The sequence below is a fragment of the Streptomyces lonarensis genome (assembly GCF_012033735.1).
GTDB classification, from domain to species: Bacteria; Actinomycetota; Actinomycetes; order Streptomycetales; family Streptomycetaceae; genus Streptomyces; species Streptomyces lonarensis.
The window spans coordinates 1-16,392 of the sequence record NZ_JAAVJD010000121.1; the positions used below are offsets into that span (position 1 = coordinate 1).

15 protein-coding genes are annotated in these 16,392 nt (G+C 70.4%); 6 read left to right on the forward strand and 9 right to left on the reverse strand.

Annotated features, from left to right (window positions below; all coding sequences use genetic code 11):
* A partial coding sequence (locus HCN56_RS15615; RefSeq protein ID WP_167971580.1) for an NADH-quinone oxidoreductase subunit B occupies nt 1-623 on the reverse strand: 623 nt, incomplete at its 3' end.
* Nucleotides 614-985: an NADH-quinone oxidoreductase subunit A gene (locus tag HCN56_RS15620; RefSeq protein ID WP_167971582.1), complete on the reverse strand. Its 372-nt coding sequence runs from the start codon at nt 983-985 to the stop codon at nt 614-616. The genes HCN56_RS15620 and HCN56_RS15615, both read right to left, overlap by 10 nt.
* A gap of 377 nt (nt 986-1,362) precedes the next feature.
* Between HCN56_RS15620 and HCN56_RS15625 the strand changes: the two genes are divergently transcribed.
* The 5 genes from HCN56_RS15625 to rarD all read left to right on the forward strand — a co-directional run bounded on the left by HCN56_RS15625 (nt 1,363) and on the right by rarD (nt 8,264).
* Nucleotides 1,363-2,700, forward strand: coding sequence for a sensor histidine kinase (locus HCN56_RS15625; RefSeq protein ID WP_167971584.1), 1,338 nt, complete (start codon nt 1,363-1,365; stop codon nt 2,698-2,700).
* Nucleotides 2,701-2,846: 146 nt separating this feature from the next.
* Nucleotides 2,847-3,509 carry a LuxR C-terminal-related transcriptional regulator gene (locus HCN56_RS15630; protein ID WP_167971586.1) on the forward strand — a complete coding sequence of 221 codons (663 nt, stop codon included), beginning with the start codon at nt 2,847-2,849 and terminating at the stop codon, nt 3,507-3,509.
* A gap of 323 nt (nt 3,510-3,832) precedes the next feature.
* Entirely contained in the window at nt 3,833-5,758 is a 1,926-nt protein-coding gene (locus tag HCN56_RS15635) for a 2-oxoacid:acceptor oxidoreductase subunit alpha (protein ID WP_167971588.1), read from the forward strand.
* Nucleotides 5,748-6,830, forward strand: a complete 1,083-nt coding sequence (locus tag HCN56_RS15640) for a 2-oxoacid:ferredoxin oxidoreductase subunit beta (RefSeq protein WP_167971590.1) — start codon at nt 5,748-5,750, stop codon at nt 6,828-6,830. Before HCN56_RS15635 ends, HCN56_RS15640 begins: the two co-directional genes overlap by 11 nt.
* Before the next feature lie 366 nt (nt 6,831-7,196).
* Nucleotides 7,197-8,264 carry an EamA family transporter RarD gene (rarD, locus tag HCN56_RS15645; RefSeq protein WP_312871252.1) on the forward strand — a complete coding sequence of 356 codons (1,068 nt, stop codon included), beginning with the start codon at nt 7,197-7,199 and terminating at the stop codon, nt 8,262-8,264.
* A 192-nt stretch (nt 8,265-8,456) separates the two neighbouring features.
* Here the strand turns inward: rarD and HCN56_RS15650 are convergent, their stop codons facing one another.
* Nucleotides 8,457-8,690, reverse strand: coding sequence for a DUF397 domain-containing protein (locus HCN56_RS15650; RefSeq protein WP_167971594.1), 234 nt, complete (start codon nt 8,688-8,690; stop codon nt 8,457-8,459).
* Complete coding sequence (locus HCN56_RS15655; protein ID WP_312871253.1) at nt 8,687-9,628, reverse strand: helix-turn-helix domain-containing protein; 942 nt, start codon at nt 9,626-9,628, stop codon at nt 8,687-8,689. The genes HCN56_RS15650 and HCN56_RS15655 overlap by 4 nt, the downstream gene beginning before the upstream one ends.
* 9 nt (nt 9,629-9,637) lie before the next feature.
* On the opposite strand from HCN56_RS15655, the gene HCN56_RS15660 reads away from it, so the two are divergent.
* On the forward strand, nt 9,638-9,844 hold the full coding sequence (locus tag HCN56_RS15660) for a hypothetical protein (protein ID WP_167971596.1): 207 nt from the start codon (nt 9,638-9,640) through the stop codon (nt 9,842-9,844).
* A 1,206-nt stretch (nt 9,845-11,050) separates the two neighbouring features.
* Here the strand turns inward: HCN56_RS15660 and HCN56_RS15665 are convergent.
* The 5 genes from HCN56_RS15665 to HCN56_RS15685 form a co-directional block, all read right to left on the reverse strand.
* Nucleotides 11,051-12,031, reverse strand: a complete 981-nt coding sequence (locus HCN56_RS15665) for a dipeptidase (protein ID WP_167971598.1) — start codon at nt 12,029-12,031, stop codon at nt 11,051-11,053.
* A gap of 454 nt (nt 12,032-12,485) precedes the next feature.
* A complete protein-coding gene (locus HCN56_RS15670; protein WP_167971599.1) occupies nt 12,486-12,809 on the reverse strand; it encodes a hypothetical protein in 324 nt (107 codons plus the stop codon).
* Nucleotides 12,751-13,917, reverse strand: a complete 1,167-nt coding sequence (locus tag HCN56_RS15675; protein WP_167971601.1) for a hypothetical protein — start codon at nt 13,915-13,917, stop codon at nt 12,751-12,753. Before HCN56_RS15675 ends, HCN56_RS15670 begins: the two co-directional genes overlap by 59 nt.
* Nucleotides 13,910-14,791, reverse strand: coding sequence for a tyrosine-type recombinase/integrase (locus HCN56_RS15680; RefSeq protein WP_280923283.1), 882 nt, complete (start codon nt 14,789-14,791; stop codon nt 13,910-13,912). The genes HCN56_RS15675 and HCN56_RS15680 overlap by 8 nt, the downstream gene beginning before the upstream one ends.
* A gap of 257 nt (nt 14,792-15,048) precedes the next feature.
* The gene (locus HCN56_RS15685) at nt 15,049-15,714 is read right to left on the reverse strand and encodes a hypothetical protein (protein WP_167971605.1); all 666 of its coding nucleotides are present in this window, start codon (nt 15,712-15,714) and stop codon (nt 15,049-15,051) included.
* Nucleotides 15,715-16,392 lie beyond the last annotated feature (678 nt).

The window sequence follows — 16,392 nt, forward strand, 5'->3', positions numbered from 1 at the left end:
CCGCCCCCGGCGGCGCTCGGCCCGGCGGCGCCCGCCTCGGCGGCGCTCGGCCCGGCGACGAGGGGGGCGGTCAGGGCGGCCGGGCCGGGGGCGCCGGGCGGCCTGCGGGTGTACCGGTCGGCGGTGGACTCCTCAGCGATCTTCTCCTGCAGCTTGAGAATGCCCTGCAGGAGCGCCTCGGGCCGCGGCGGGCAGCCCGGGACGTAGACGTCGACCGGGATGATCTGGTCGACGCCCTTGGTGACGGAGTACGAGTCCCAGTACGGGCCGCCGCAGTTGGAGCAGGCGCCGAACGAGATGACGTACTTGGGTTCCGGCATCTGCTCGTAGAGGCGGCGGACCGCCGGCGCCATCTTGTCGGTGACGGTGCCGGAGACGACCATCAGGTCGGCCTGGCGCGGGCCGGGCGCGAAGGGGATGACCCCGAGCCGGATGAAGTCGTGCCGGGACATCGAGGCCGCGATGAACTCGATGGCGCAGCACGCCAGTCCGAAGTTGAAGACCCAGAGGCTGTAGCGGCGGCCCCAGTTGAGGACGACCTTCATCGGCTCCGGGGCGAGCCGGGCGAGCGGGCCGAGCCGCGGCGCCTCCCGGCCCGGGCGGGCGACCGGGGTCAGGTCCATGTGAGCACACCCTTCTTCCAGGCGTAGAGCAGACCGGTGGAGAGGAAGCCGAGGAAGACGAACATCTCGACGAGGGTGACGCCGCCGTACCCCTCGCCGGCGAAGACCGCGGCCCAGGGGAAGAGGAAGATCGCGTCCACCGCGAAGATGACGTACAGGAACGCGTAGATGTAGTAGCGGACCTGGGTGTGCGCCCAGCCCTCACCGACGGGGTCGACGCCGCACTCGTAGACGAGCAGCTTCTCCTGGGTCGGCACCACCGGGCGGAGCAGCCGGCCGGCGGTGAAGGCCACGGCCGTGAAGGCGACGGCGACAACGGCCACCAGCCCGACGACCGCGTAGCCGTGGAAGTAGTCCGGCACCTGGGCCCCTCTGTGGTGATGTCGCGTCCGCCGCCGGGCGCACCGTCCCGCCGTGGCCCCCGTCCGGCCGGGTCGGTGATCCGTACGGACGGGAGTCTAGGCGGTGCGGGCACGGTTGTGACCGGCGCGGCGCGGGGCGGTGCGCGCCTCGCGCGGCCGCCGGCCGTGCCGCCGGGCCCCGGGCGGCCCGTCGGGCGGCGCGGCAGGTGGGGTTAGCCCCACCCGGAGACCGCCGACGCGCCCCATGGCGGCCGGTCACGGGCTTGCGGGAGGCTGGTCGCGGGTCGCGCCGCCGCTGGGGTGGTGCGGCCGGCGGCACGGCCCCGGCGAGCAGTCGGCGGCCCGCGCCGCGTCGGGTACGGCGGAGAGGTCGGACAATGAACACGCTCGCGGACGGTTCGCGGCAGGAGGTGCCGCAGGGGCGCCCGCTCTGGCGGTCGGCGGCGCTGGTGGCCGTCGGCCCCCGGACGCTGCGCGAGGGCGCCCACCTGCTGCTGAACTTCCCGGTGGCGCTGGCGACGTTCGTGGCCGCGGTGACGATGCTGTCGTTGAGCGCGGGGCTGCTGGTGACGTTCGTCGGGCTGCCGCTGCTCTGCCTGACGCTGGTGGCGGCGCGCGGGTTCGGCTTCCTGGAGCGTGCCCGCGCGCGGGGGCTGCTGGGTTCCGCGGTGGCCGATCCCGCCCCGCTGCTGCGCCGCGGCGACCGGCGGGGGCTCTTCCCGTGGATGGGTTCGGTGCTGCGCAGCGGGCAGTGCTGGCGCTCCACCGTGTACACGGTGGTGCATCTGCCATGGGCGGTGGTCACGTTCTCCGCGGTGGTGGTGCTCTGGAGCGCCGGGTTCTCCGCGGCTGCCTACCCGCTGTGGTTCTGGACGCTGCCGGAGAACCACCGGCCGGGGATCAACGTCGACGGCGAGGGCGGCGGGTGGGTCTGGGACAGCCCCGGCGAGGTGCTGCTGGTGATGGTCGCGGGGGCGGTGACGCTCTGGCTCGCGGGCTGGCTGATCCGGGGCATGGCGGTGGTGGACCGGCTGCTGGTGTCCGGCCTGCTGGGGCCGTCGTCGGACGAGCAGCGGGTGCGGCAGCTGGAGACCGGCCGGTCGACGGTGGCTGACTCCTCCGCGGCCGACCTGCGGCGGATCGAGCGGGACCTGCACGACGGCGCCCAGGCGCGGCTGGTGGCGCTGGCGATGGACCTGGGGCTGGCCAAGGAGAAGCTGACGGAGGACCCGGAGGAGGCGGCCCGGATGGTGGACGCGGCGCACGGCGAGGTGAAGCTGGCGCTGCGGGAGCTGCGGGACCTGGCCCGCGGCATCCATCCGGCGATCCTGACCGATCGCGGGCTGGGCCCGGCGCTGTCGGCGGTGGCGTCGCGGTGCACGGTGCCGGTGCGGGTGGAGGTGGACCTCGGTGAGCGTCCGGCCCCCGCGATCGAGGGCATCGCCTACTACACGGTCTCGGAGCTGCTGCAGAACGTCTCCAAGCACAGTCGGGCGTCGGGCGCGGTGCTGGACGTGTGGCGATCGGACGACCGGCTGCTGCTGCGGGTGGAGGACGACGGGGTGGGCGGCGCCGGGACCGACCGCGGCTCGGGGCTGGCGGGCTTGTCGGAACGGCTGAGTGCGGTCGACGGCCTGCTGACGGTCTCCTCCCCCGCGGGCGGGCCGACCACGGTGTCGGCGGTGCTGCCGTGGCGGGAGCGGAACGCGGGCTGAGCCCCGTGCCCATGCGTGCTGAGCCCCGTGGCTCGGTGGCGGGCCGGACCGGCCGGAGTCGGGTGCCGGACCGGTCGGCGGCGGGTGTCGGGGTGAGATGCTGGGCCGGTCGTGAGCGTGTGTGATCCGGGGACGGAGGGGCCGGCGTGCGGGTGGTGATCGCCGAGGACTCGGTGCTGTTGCGGGACGGGCTGACGCGGCTGCTGACGGACCGCGGCCACCAGGTGGTGGCGGGCGTCGGCGACGGCGACGGGCTGGTCGCGGAGGTGCGGCGGCTGGCCGGTGCGCCGGAGGGGCTGCCGGACGTGGTGGTGGCGGACGTGCGGATGCCGCCCAGCCACACCGACGAGGGGCTGCGGGCGTGCGTGCGGCTGCGGAAGGAGTTCCCGCGGCTGAGCGTGCTGGTGCTGTCGCAGTACGTCGAGGAGCAGTACGCCACCGAACTGCTGGCCGGATCGGGGCACGGCGTGGGCTACCTGTTGAAGGACCGGGTGGCGGACGTCCGGGACTTCGTCGACGCGGTGGCGCGGGTCGCCGCCGGCGGCACCGCGCTCGACCCGGAGGTGGTGGCGCAGCTGCTGGGCCGCAGCCGACGGCAGGACTCGCTGGCGGGGCTGACGCCGCGCGAGCGGGAGGTGCTGGGGCTGATGGCGGAGGGCCGCACCAACTCGGCCATCGCCGCCCAGCTGGTGGTCTCCGGTGGCGCGGTGGAGAAGCACATCAGCAACATCTTCCAGAAACTCGGCCTGGCGCAGAGTGACGCTGATCACCGTCGGGTGCTCGCGGTACTGCGGTACCTGAACTCCTGAGGCCCGCCGCCCGGCGCGGTGGCGCCCACGGGAACACGGCGGGCACCCGCGGTGTCGGAACCGGTGGCGGCGACCGACGGGCGGGCCGACCGGCGGTGTTCGCGCGGTGCACCGCCGGGCCGGGGTGCTCGTGGTGGGGTGCCCCGGGTGGGGCGCACGGCCGCCGGGGCGCGCTCCGGAAGGTGGCTCGAACGCCGCGCAGCCGGGGCGCGCGGGGGTGTCGGTCGTCTCGTTCCCGGGTCCATCATGTGACCAGGCCCAGGGAAGGCAGACCTTACCCGCGTACGATGGCGGCACAGCCGCCTCTAGGGAGGGCACAAGCAGTGACCAGCCAGGTCGAACAAGCCAGTCAGGACGCCGGCCCGGCGGACACCGCGGTGCCGGCGGGTGCCAAGGAGGTCCGTCGCCTGGACCGGGTGATCATCCGGTTCGCGGGCGACTCCGGTGACGGTATGCAGCTGACCGGCGACCGTTTCACGTCCGAGACGGCGTCCTTCGGCAACGACCTCTCCACCCTGCCGAACTTCCCCGCCGAGATCCGCGCCCCCGCAGGCACGCTGCCGGGTGTGTCGTCGTTCCAGCTGCACTTCGCGGACCACGACATCCTGACCCCGGGCGACGCGCCGAACGTGCTGGTCGCGATGAACCCGGCGGCGCTGAAGGCGAACATCGCCGACGTGCCGCGCGGCGCGGAGATCATCGTCAACACCGACGAGTTCTCCAAGCGCGCCATGGCGAAGGTCGGCTACGCGGGCAACCCACTGGAGGACGGCTCGCTGTCGGCGTTCAACGTCCACCCGGTGCCGCTGACGACGCTGACGGTGGAGGCCCTCAAGGGCTACGACCTGACCCGCAAGGAGGCGGGCCGGTCGAAGAACATGTTCGCGCTGGGCCTGCTGTCGTGGATGTACCACCGCCCGACCGAGGGCACCGAGGCGTTCCTGCGGAAGAAGTTCGCGAAGAAGCCGGAGATCGCCGAGGCCAACATCGTGGCGTTCCGCGCCGGTTGGAATTTCGGTGAGACCACCGAGGACTTCGCGACCTCCTACGAGGTGGCGCCGGCGACGAAGGCGTTCCCCGCGGGTACCTACCGCAACATGTCGGGCAACCTGGCGCTCTCCTACGGCCTGGTCGCCGCGGGGCAGCAGGCGGACCTGCCGCTGTACCTGGGGTCCTACCCGATCACCCCGGCCTCGGACATCCTCCACGAGCTGTCCAAGCACAAGAACTTCGGTGTCCGCACCTTCCAGGCCGAGGACGAGATCGCCGGCATCGGCGCCGCCCTCGGTGCCGCGTTCGGCGGTTCGCTGGCGGTCACCACCACCTCCGGTCCGGGTGTCGCGCTGAAGTCGGAGACGATCGGCCTGGCGGTCTCGCTGGAACTGCCGCTGCTGATCGTCGACATCCAGCGCGGCGGTCCCTCGACGGGGCTGCCGACCAAAACCGAGCAGGCCGACCTGCTGCAGGCGATGTACGGCCGCAACGGCGAGGCGCCGGTGCCGATCGTGGCGCCGATGACGCCGGGCGACTGCTTCACCGCCGCCCTGGACGCGGCGCGGATCGCGCTGACCTACCGCACCCCGGTCTTCCTGCTCTCCGACGGCTACCTCGCCAACGGCTCCGAGCCGTGGCGCATCCCGGAGGCCGACGAACTTCCCGACCTGCGGACGCAGTTCGCCACCGGCCCCAACCACACGCTGGACGACGGCACCGAGGTCTTCTGGCCGTACAAGCGCGACCCCGAGACCCTGGCGCGCCCGTGGGCGGTGCCCGGCACCCCCGGCCTCGAACACCGCGTCGGCGGCATCGAGAAGCAGGACGGCACCGGCAACATCTCCTACGACCCGGCCAACCACGACCACATGGTCCGCACCCGGCAGGCCAAGGTCGACGGTGTCGAGGTCCCGCCGCTGGAGGTCGACGACCCGGACGGCGACTCGAAGGTCCTGGTTCTGGGCTGGGGTTCGACCTACGGCCCGATCACGGCCGCGGTCCGCCGCATCCGGCGCACCGGCGGCCACATCGCCCAGGCGCACGTCCGGTACCTCAACCCGTTTCCGGCCAACCTCGGGGAGGTGCTGGCCGCCTACGACAAGGTGATCGTCCCGGAGATGAACCTCGGGCAGCTCGCCACCCTGCTGCGCGCCCGGTTCCTCACCGATGTCGAGTCGGTCACGCAGGTCACCGGCCTGCCGTTCAAGGCCGAGCAGCTCGCGACCGTCCTGAAGGAGGCCGTCGATGCCCACTGAGGCACTCTCCCTGGTCCCCAAGACCGACGCCAAGCAGACGATGAAGGACTTCAAGTCCGACCAGGAGGTCCGCTGGTGCCCGGGGTGCGGTGACTACGCGATCCTCGCCGCCGTGCAGGGCTTCCTGCCGGAGCTGGGCCTGGCGCGGGAGAACATCACCTTCATCTCCGGCATCGGCTGCTCCAGCCGCTTCCCGTACTACATGAACACCTACGGGATGCACTCCATCCACGGCCGGGCCCCGGCGATCGCGACCGGTCTGGCGACCGCGCGCCGCGACCTGTCGGTCTGGGTGGTCACGGGTGACGGCGACGCGCTGTCCATCGGCGGCAACCACCTGATCCACGCGCTGCGCCGCAACGTGAACCTGAAGATCCTGCTGTTCAACAACCGGATCTACGGCCTCACCAAGGGCCAGTACTCGCCCACCTCCGAGGTCGGCAAGATCACCAAGTCGACCCCGATGGGTTCGCTGGACGCGCCGTTCAACCCGCTGTCGCTGGCGCTGGGCGCGGAGGCGAGCTTCGTGGCGCGGACGGTGGACTCCGACCGCCAGCACCTCACCTCGGTGCTGCGGGCCGCCGCCCAGCACAAGGGCTCCGCGCTGATCGAGATCTACCAGAACTGCAACATCTTCAACGACGGCGCCTTCGAGGCGTTGAAGGACAAGCAGCTGGCGCAGGAGGCCGTGATCCGGCTGGAGCACGGCGAGCCGATCCGGTTCGGCGCGCCGTGGACCGAGGCCGAGGGCGGCGACGGCCAGGGCCGCAAGGGCGTCGTCCGCGACCGCGACACCGGCGACCTGACGGTCGTGGACGTCTCCGTGGACGGCACCGACGGTGTGCTGACCCACGACGCGCACGCCGCGTCCCCGACTACGGCGTTCGCGCTGTCCCGCCTCGCGGACAACGACACGCTGCACCACACCCCCATCGGCCTGCTGCGGCAGGTCCAGCGGCCGGTCTACGACGACCTGATGGCCGACCAGATGGAGGCGGCTGTCGAGCAGAAGGGCAAGGGCGACCTGTCCTCGCTGCTCGCCGGCAGCGACACCTGGACGGTCGTCGGCTGACCCGACGGCCGACGCGTCGGCTGACTCGTCGGCCGACATGTCGGCCGGCGCTGCGGCGCGGCACGGATCACGGCGGCGGGCCGGTACCGGGGAGTCCCCGGTACCGGCCCGCCGCCGTGTCGTGCCCTGCCGTGCGGTGTCCGGCGGTCCGCCCGGCTCCCCCACGCCGGTCCGCCCGGCCCCGCAGCGGCGCCCGATGGGGCCGGTGTGACCAAGGTGACCCCCGGGCGGTCGCTCTCCCCGTATGACCCGGCGCCCTGTCAGGTCCATAATACGGAATAGGGAATGACAGCTCGCCGCGGGTTGCTTATCGTCACAGCCGGACAGCGCGACGCAGCGATTCCGGGAGAGCGCGAGGAGAGATACGTGGCAGGGGCGACCACCAGCCGCACGGGACTGGTCTACGGTTTCGCGGCGTTCGGCATCTGGGGGCTGCTGCCCCTCTACTGGGACCTGCTGAGCACCACGGCGCCGGCCGAGGTCCTCGCGCACCGGATGGCCTGGTCGCTGCCGACCGCCGCCGTCGTCCTCGCGATAGCCGGCCGCTGGTCCTGGGTGATGCCGCTGCTGCGCGATCCGCGCCGCCTCGGGCTCGTCCTGCTGTCGGCGTCGCTGATCAGCGTCAACTGGTTCCTCTTCATCTGGGCCGTCGCCAACGGCAAGGTCATCGAGGCGTCGCTCGGCTACTTCATCAACCCGCTGCTCACCATCGCCATCGGCGTCGTCCTGCTGCGGGAGCGGCTGCGCACCGCGCAGTGGGCCGCCGTCGGCATCGGCGCCGTCGCGGTGCTCGTCATGACGTTCGCCTACGGCCAGGTGCCGTGGCTGTCGCTCACGCTGTCCGTGTCGTTCGCGATCTACGGGCTGGTCAAGAAGACCACCGGCCTCGACGGCGTCGAGGGCTTCAGCGCCGACTGCGCCCTGCAGTTCCTCCCCGCCGCGATCTTCGTCATCGTGCTGATGGGGCGCGGCGAGTCGACCTTCGTCAGCGAGGGCATCGGCCACACCCTGCTGCTCGCCGGGACCGGCGCCGCGACCGCGCTGCCGCTGATCCTCTTCGGCGCCGCCGCCGTCCGCATCCCGCTCTCCACACTGGGCCTCCTCCAGTACCTGGCGCCCTCGGCGATGTTCCTGCTCGGCCTGTTCGTCTTCGGCGAGGAGATGCCCACCGAGCGCTGGGTCGGCTTCGGCCTGGTGTGGCTGGCGCTGACCATCCTCACCTGGGACGCGGTGCGCCGCAGCCGCCAGGCGCGCGCCCGGGCACGCACCACCGTCATGAAGATGCCGCCGGTCGTCGAGCCCGCCCCCGAGGCCGCCCTCGACGCCGAACCGGCGACCGAACCGGCCACCGCCACGGCCACCGAGCGCCGCACCGCAGCCACCCCGGCCCCGGAACCGTCCCGCCCCGGACAGACCGACCCCCCGGGCGACTGAGCCGGTCCCCCGACCCTCTCGCGCACCTGGGGACGGGCGGAGGACGCCACCGACACGCGCCCGGCTCCTGGTCGGGTGCGTGGGGCATCGCCGACGCCTGGGCCGCGAGTACGCGCCGGACGGCGCCCCGGCCACTGTCGGTGGCCCCCGGTTGGACGTCGGACAGCCGGCGTCAGCTCTTGCCGAGGTGCCTCATCCGCTGATCGCGCGGTCCGGCCCGATGGAGCCGATGCGAGTCGCAGTCACGAACGCTGTCCAGGGTGCGGGAGAGAACGTGAGAACAGGTCCGTCGGTGATCTTCGAGTCACGGACCGGCACCGAGCCGACGACAGCGGCACCACGCTGGAACTCCAGGCACTCACCGCCGTTGGATGTGCTGTACGACGACCTGACCCACTCGTACTGCGTGCTGGTCTGGTTGGTCATGCCTCGTACTCCTCACGAACAGCCCGGATGAAGTCAAGCGAATCATCCGGGCCAAGCGCGTTCGCACGCAAGCGGTCGTAGTTGTCGACAGCGGCTCCCACTGTCTCCGGCTCGCGGAACAGCCGACCGCCGCCGGGGTCGTTGGCGTACATGACGGGCTGCGAGTCGCGGAAGGTGAGGAGGGTGAACGGGTCGGAGTGGACGGCGACCGCCCCCAGCGAGAACGGCAGCACCTGCAGGTCGACAGAGGGCCCGTCGGCCCAAGACAGCAACGCGCTCAACTGCTCGGCCATGACCTTCTTCCCACCTACCTGCGCTCGAAGCGAGGCTTCGAACAGCACGCACCACACCGTGGGCGGTCGCTGACCGCCGAGGAGTCGCGCGCGCCGGAGCCGCGCTGCCACCTTCCCGCCGATCACCTCGTCCGATGCTCGCGGGTTCCCAGCGCGAAAGACCGCTTCCGCATACGCCTCGGTCTGCAGGAGCCCCATGACAGTGCTCGCGGAGAACGCCATGATGCGCGTCGCTTTGCGCTCCAGCTCCAGGTAGGGGACGAACTGCGGAGGGTGGTCCCCCTCGACCATCTGACTCTGCAGTTCAGCAAAGAGCCCGTTGGTCCCGAACACCTGATCGCAGCCGACCGCGAACTTGGTGCTGGCGAGCAGCTTCCCCGACTCGACCTGGCTCACGTACGACTCCGAGTAACCCGTGGCGTTGCCAAGTTGGCGCTGTCGGAGCTTGCGCCCCAGCCGTACGCGCCGGACGTCCGCACCGAACTTCTGTAGCGGCGTCAGCGGGGAGTTGAAGCTCTCCGACCCCAGTTCGTCTTCCACAGCTCCCACCAGCCATTTCTCATCGAGAACCACGTCGCACCCGCCGCTTAGAGCTTTAGCGCTGCAACTGAAGAACCCTGATTCTATTGGAGATCTGCCACTCACGGTGCTGAATTGACTACGGGCTGCCTGGTGATCGTCAGCCCCGTCGAGGACCACGAGGAGGCGTCGATGTCGGACCATGCCCCAGAAGAGACGGCAGCATCGGACGCTGTCGGAGACAGCGAGCCGGAACCCCCGGAGCTGGCAGAGCTGTTGCGCCGCGCCGCAGCGCTGACGAAGCGCATCGACGCACACCTGCGTGCTCTGGAGGCACGGTGAGTCCGCAGTTTCACAGGCGGCTCGAACACGGCTTGATCGGCGTGGACGCGCACACCAAAACGCAGCTCAACCGGAGGCAAGCTCTTACCGGCGCTGCGGCGGGGGTGTATCGATCTGCTCCGTGCCACATCGGTCAGCATGCCGAGTGCCCCGATGCCCTGCCGCAGGGCGCGGAGACCAACTCGCACCGGGACGACAGCCCGGTGTGACGCTCGAACGGTGCGTCTGCACGTGCTCGCACGCCTGAGGTCACGGCAGCGGCCGGCCTGTCGCCACCTGCCACCCGTTCTCAGTCCGCTCGTCCTGCCCGCCGACGCGGTGCACGTCGGTGACGTGGTCATCATCGGAGGCCGAGCGCAACGGGTCCTCGACGCACGGCGGACCTACACCGGCGTACAACTCGGCGGCCGCACATGGCGCATCGGAGTACCGCACGGCACTCCGATGACGGTCATCCGCGCCATAACGCTCTCACCGCCAGTCACACCGGAGCAGCCCCGCCGCCCCTGGTGGCGGCGCCTCCGCCACTGACCCCACCCGCACCCGAACCGCCGCCGCAACTCCTCCACCCCGCCCGCCGGCTGCCCAGCCAGGACGGCCCCATTCCCGCGCCGGCCGAGGTGACCACCACCCGGCTCCCCCGCTGCCCCTCGGCCGGCGCGGCACCACTGGAACGCAGCTCCGCCCATCGCAACGACTGCCCGCTCCATCTCAGGCCCTCTTCCGCAGGCTCGGGCGGACTGTCCGTCGGCTCTGGCAGGATGCCGGTATGACCCACTCCACCGATGGCAAAGGATTTGCAAAGCCCACTTAACGTCCCAGGTCGCGAAGGGTGTTCCCCGCGCGAGCGGGGGTGGTCCGCTGGTCGCGCGCCGACTTCAGCGCGCCTTCGTGTGTTCCCCGCGCGAGCGGGGGTGGTCCGTGGCTTGCTAGTGCCGCGTCAGGCAACGTTTGCCCTGTTGTGATGCGATGTGCCGTCTCGGTACTGCGCCGGGCGGCGCATGTCCCGCCACGCTGTCCGAGTGGCGGAACGAGTACGTGTACGCGAGATCGACGATGACGAGGGCGGACGGCTGCTGCGATCAGCCTCCGCGCTGACGCGTTCGATGTGTTCGTGACCGAGGCCCAGGCGGGCCGATTCGCCGGCTGAGGCGAGCGGACCCCGGCCGGGCGACCTCGCCGCGCTTGGGGGCTGTCGGCCGTGACCTACTCCCACACCTGCTCGGCGACCCGGTAGAAGTTGCCGCCCAGGATGCCGGTGACCGCCTCGTCCGGGTAACCGCGGGCCAACAGGGCGTCCTCCAGGGTCAGCAACTCCTCGGGCGGCATGAACGCGATGGGCCCCCAGCGCGTGTAGCACTCGGGGAACAGCTCGGGCGTCTCGGCGAGCAGCACGTTGAAGTCGTCGTGGTCGAAGGGGTAGTCGGTCGAGACGCCCACGTGTTCCGGGCCGACCAGCTCGACCGCGTAGTCAATGTGCCGCACCAGGGCATCGAGGCTCGCGTCGTTCTCGCCGAGGAAGATCCCCACACCGGTGATGCCGACGACACCGCCGGTCGCGGCACAGGCGCGGGCCTGGTCGTCGGTGATGTTGCGGGGGTGGTCCCACAGCCCGCGCATGCAGGAGTGGGAATAGACCATGGGACGCTCGGTCGCCTCGCTGAGGTCGAGACCGGTCCGTGCGCCGCAGTGCGACCCGTCCACGACCATGCCGACGGCGTTCATCTCCCGCACCAGCTCACGGCCGTAGGCGGTCAGCCCCTCGTCCACCTCGTCCATGCAACCGCCGCCGGCGGCGTTGCGGTTGTTGTAGCTCGGCAGCAGGGTGCGGACTCCGAGGTCGTAGAAGTGACGCACACGGTCCAGCTGCCCCTCCAGCGGCCCGGAGTCCTCCAGGTCGAACGCGACGGCGATCTCGTCGGCCGCCACCGCGGCGTCCACGTCCGCCAGACCGGCCACCAGCCGGAACCGCCCGTCCGCCGCGATCCGCTCCCGCCAAGCGGCGAGCAGTCCGTCGACGAACTCGCCACTGTGCGGCGCGTAGCCCACGTTCACCGACGTGTAGCTCCCACCGCGCCGCCGGTAGCGCGCCAACTCACCGATCGGCGCATTGTGTTCGAGTGGAAGGCAGCAGTGCTGCTCCCAGAGCAGGCGCGGTGGGCGAGCGGTGCCAGGTGCGTTCGTCATCTCCGCATCCTGCCGCCCACCACCCCCACACGCCACGGCCCGGCTCACACTCCGGCCGATCACCTCCTTCGGCCCCCGGAAACCCGCTACGCTCCGACCAGGGACACACCCCAGGATTTCAGCGACACGCCGGGGTTCTGAGCACTACCGGAGGTTCGCTGAAAAACCGCCCCGCCAGCCCCCTCCCAAGCCACCTCCGACCTGGACCTTCACCATGGGGTCCTCATCGCCCCTACGAGGGGGCTTGATTGAAACCTTGCACGGAACTCGAGCGAACGGTTCGTGCCCTGGCCTCTAGGTCAAGCCCTGAGCGTCCTGGGGTCGGCCGCTGTGGCGAGCGGGCAGTGGGAGCCCATGCGACACGCCGCAGCGCCCGCCGGGGCGCTCGATCCACAGGGTACCGGATCGGGGCTCGGGCGGGCGCCGGGGTTTGGGGCGGACGTGGTGTGGGCGGTCAGGCGGTGCGGATCAGCGGGGATGTGCCCTGCTGGTGCAGCGCACGGCTGGTGGAGTTCTGGGCGAGGACGAAGCCGAGGGTGAGGAGTTGCTGGGCCTCTACGCCGTAGGAGATCAGACGCCGGTTCCACAGGGATGCGTCGAGCTGGGAGTGGCCGGACTCGGCGTCGCTCCTGTAGGGGTAGACGAGCTGATGGGTACGGGTGAATTCCGGGATCTGCTGGAGGTGCTCGGCGCGGTGGAAGCCGCGTTCCTCGTCGCTTTCAACCGGTCGGGCGCTCGCCTTTCCGGCTTGTCGTCCCGACGGAGACTCGGTACTCATGGCTTCCTCGCCGGCAAGGTATCTCGAGGACGTGATACCAGCGGAACGTGCGAGTTCCTCGACGCTCCAAGCGTGTGATCGGCACGGGCACGAGCTGCGTGGTTCCGTCCGCGTAGTGGGCTTTTTCGGCTATGCGCCCGTCCGCGACCCACAGCTCATGGGTGCAGCGCCCAGGGCGTAGGGATTCGTAATATTGCGATTCGTTCCCTTTGTGCTGCTTGTTGATGACAAGGCCGCCGTAGCGGGCGATGGTGTTCCGGTGCATGCCGCGGAGGGCGCCGTCGTAGAGGACGCCCATGCAGCCGGGCGCCGAGCCCATGATGTCGAGAACCCCTTCGACTGCCACGGCTGCCTCCCCGCCGGCCTGGAGGTGCGGTACGTATCGGGAGTCAAGGAACACTCGGGAGAGGTAGGTCTCGTCTTTTCTGGCGGAGAAGAAGACGTACTTCGGTCCGTACACCTCGCCGCCGCCGCCTTCTCGCTGAGGCACGGAGGCGGGGTCGACGCGGTGATAGCGGATTTCGCCGGTCGTCATGTCCACGCTTTCCCTGGCTCGTGCGAGGGTCGGTGACTTCAGGACCGTTCCGTCTGCGGCTATCAGTTGGTGGCGCTGCGGGTTGCTCCAGGACCGGGTTTCGCCCTCGGGGAAGATCCCTTGGGCCAGTGCTTGTTCGAGGGCCAGTACCCGGTACTGCCCCCACAGCTCGTCCGAGTGCTCCCGTAGGCGCCGCTGGGCATGCAGCCACTGGGACCTGGTCGGCCCTGCCTCCGGGAGAGAGGAGGCGGCCAGGGCCCCGAGTTCCGCACGCACTCCCTCTTTCAGGACTGACCAGACTTCCGGGTCGCTGAGGTGAGCGGCCGTGCGGCGGGCGGAGGCGAGGACACTGCGGGCTGCCAGGAAATAGAGGAATGCCACGTCGGGATAGCTCCGGGGCCTTCCGACCCGGCCAGGAGGCGGGAGGGTCTCTGCGAGTTCGTAGAGGTCGGAGTTGCGGGCGCAGTCCGTGAGGCGCTCGTGGAGCGTGCGGCGGTCAGTCTCGGAGAAGGGCCGCTTGCGCGGGGTCCGCTGCGCCGGTGGGAGCGTGTCTCCGAAAAGGTCTTCAGGCATCGGCGGCCTGCTGTTCCGGTGCCAGCTGCGCCCAGTCATAGCCGACGAGGTCTGCGGCCCGGTCCAGGGAGCGCAGACCGAGCCCACGGGCGACATCCTCGATCTTTCCGGTGTCGCCGAAGATGCGGACCCCCGCATAGGCCGTGAGAGAGGCCGGCTTGACCCGTGGGTCGGCTCCGAGCCCGATGCGGCGGATGAGGTCCGAAAGCGCGACGCAGGCGCGTGCTTGCAGGTGCTCATCGGGCGCGGGGGCCGACGAAACGGCCAGACGGGAGTCGGGGGCGGCATCGGGGTTGCGTCGCTGTCTGGCGACGAAGGCGGCCCTGGCCTCCAGGATGCGCAGTGCCGACGGGTCGAGAGGGCGCCAGCGTGGATTCGTGCGGGTCGATCCGTGCAGCCACACGGTCCCGGACTTCGGGTCCAGGTCGCGGACCCTGATGTGCCCAATTTCGCCGGTGTGTCCGCCGGAGAGGGCAAGCGCGGCCGCAGCGGCGTGACGGCTGGGTCTGGTCACGTACTCCGCGGCATGACGTAGCGCGATGGCTTCGTCCTCGTCCAGAGGACGGATCCGGCTTCCACTGCGGTCGGGCAGCCGGATGTCCCTGGTGGGATCGGCATCGGTGAGACCCAGCTCGCGCAGGGTCCGATAGAAGGAGCGCAGGACGGCGCGGCGCTGATGCTGCGTGGCCGTGGCCGAGTCGCCAATGTGTCCATGACGCGTGCGCCCCTGGGCGAAGATGAAGTCTTCGGCGAGGTCGCGGGTGACGTCAGCGACGAGCACGAGACCTCGTGAGTGCACGTAGCGCTCGTAGCGCTGCAGGAGCTGTCCGAAGGAACGACGGGTCTGCGGGGACATTTGTCCCTGGGAAGTCATGTGGGTCCAAAGAGAGACGGCCCGCTCGACGGCGCATGCCAGCGTCACGTCCGTGAAGGCGGTCGCGGTGTGCCGGGGCCGTCAGGCAGGGTGGGATTAGGTTCCGGGGCGCGCTGGGACCGCCTCACGGGAGCCTCCTCTCGCTGGTGCATGTTCACACCAGCGTTGGAAGGAGAGCCCGCGGGGCGCAAGCGCTCGCGCGCAAAAAGGTGATGTGGGAGGGGCCGAACGTTGATAAGCGTTCGGCGGATGGCCGGTCAGGTCCGCTGGCGGGAAAGCACGTCGTAGATCGTGGCCAGGGACCGCATGACCGCGCCGTAGTCTTCGGGGGTCAGCTTTGCCAACTGCTCCATGCTCACCGGCAGTACCAGTCCGGATTGGGGCGGGCCTGGCTTGGCGGCGGCAGGCGGAGGCTCCTGCTCTGGCGGGGTGGTGGTGTGACCGCCAGCTGATTCGGACAGGCGCAGACATCCGTCGTCGTCCCGCACGACGTAGCGCGCGAGCTCGAGCCAATCGACCAGGTGCACCCATGGCGACAGCCGCGAGGTCGGGTAGGGGCGCATGGCCTTGGCGATGTCCTCGGCGCTCAGCGCAGTGGCCGACGGTACGGAGTCGATCAGCAACTGGTACACCCAGGAGCCGCGCCACGCTTCACCGAACAGGGTTCTTGCCGTCTCCCGGTCAGTGGACCAGGATCGTCCGACACGGGCGCCCGAGACAGTCGGCCTCCATCCTGCCGGGCTCGATGACAACAGGCCGGTGTCGGTCAGGAAGCGCACGGCGAGGGTGATGTCGCTCCGGTTCAGCTCCGTTTCGCGGATGAAGTCGCGGGTCTTGACGGCGGAGCGTCCTGTTGCGCATGTCTTGACTGCGGCCGCCAGAAGGTCCATCTGCCGGTCGGCCTGCACGCCGACGGGCGGCATGCGGTAGGAGACGGTCTTGCCGCTGGATGACTGAGTGGTCGAGCGGCCTCTTGGTGTACCCCGATGGTGGGGTTGCCCGGCTGGTCCGGACGTTGAAGAGCTCATGTGTGAGTCCTTGCTCCGGTTGTCGCTGCGCTGAGGAGCAGCGTTTCGGAAAGGGCTCACGCGAAACCGACCGAATGGCCTAGGCTGGCCGCCGGTGCGTGAGCCCGTCTCTGGAGGAATGCGCCAACGGCCGCCGTGGGCTCGCAACTTGCGGCGGCCGATCTGCGTTTGTTCTCAAGCTTTTATCGGTTCCTGGTGCCCTCCGATCCGGCGTACGCGAACGAGTACCTGGACTCCTTGTCGCGCACCACGGTTCCGTCCTTGCGAAGCCTGCTGAGTCTGGCTCGGATGCTGGCGGCAGAGCTGGGCACGCCGAGGGCTTGCACTCCGCGGGCGATCTCTACGGGAAGCAGCCCGTTGGTCCCTCGCAGGACGTGGAGGATGCCCTCCTCGATCGACAAAGAGGCGCCGTGCTCCCCGTTCGGGGTGTCGGATTCGCGGGCACCGTCGCCAGTGAGGTTTTCTCAACGGTCCTTACTTCCATGAGCCGTGTAGGACGAGGGCGGCTTTGGTGATGGCTCCGATTCTGTTGGGGCTGAGGGTGACGTGCTGGAGTGCGCGCCAGCGTTGCTT

What these genes read in the sequence shown, in the direction of transcription:
- HCN56_RS15650 (WP_167971594.1), bottom strand. Translation starts at nt 8,690, where the DNA reads ATGACCAACCAGACCAGCACGCAGTACGAGTGGGTCAGGTCGTCGTAC.
- HCN56_RS15685 (WP_167971605.1), bottom strand. Translation starts at nt 15,714, where the DNA reads ATGCCGCCCGTCGGCGTGCAGGCCGACCGGCAGATGGACCTTCTGGCG.
- HCN56_RS15625 (WP_167971584.1), top strand. Translation starts at nt 1,363, where the DNA reads ATGAACACGCTCGCGGACGGTTCGCGGCAGGAGGTGCCGCAGGGGCGC.
- HCN56_RS15680 (WP_280923283.1), bottom strand. Translation starts at nt 14,791, where the DNA reads ATGACTTCCCAGGGACAAATGTCCCCGCAGACCCGTCGTTCCTTCGGA.
- HCN56_RS15665 (WP_167971598.1), bottom strand. Translation starts at nt 12,031, where the DNA reads ATGACGAACGCACCTGGCACCGCTCGCCCACCGCGCCTGCTCTGGGAG.
- HCN56_RS15675 (WP_167971601.1), bottom strand. Translation starts at nt 13,917, where the DNA reads ATGCCTGAAGACCTTTTCGGAGACACGCTCCCACCGGCGCAGCGGACC.
- HCN56_RS15640 (WP_167971590.1), top strand. Translation starts at nt 5,748, where the DNA reads ATGCCCACTGAGGCACTCTCCCTGGTCCCCAAGACCGACGCCAAGCAG.
- HCN56_RS15670 (WP_167971599.1), bottom strand. Translation starts at nt 12,809, where the DNA reads ATGAGTACCGAGTCTCCGTCGGGACGACAAGCCGGAAAGGCGAGCGCC.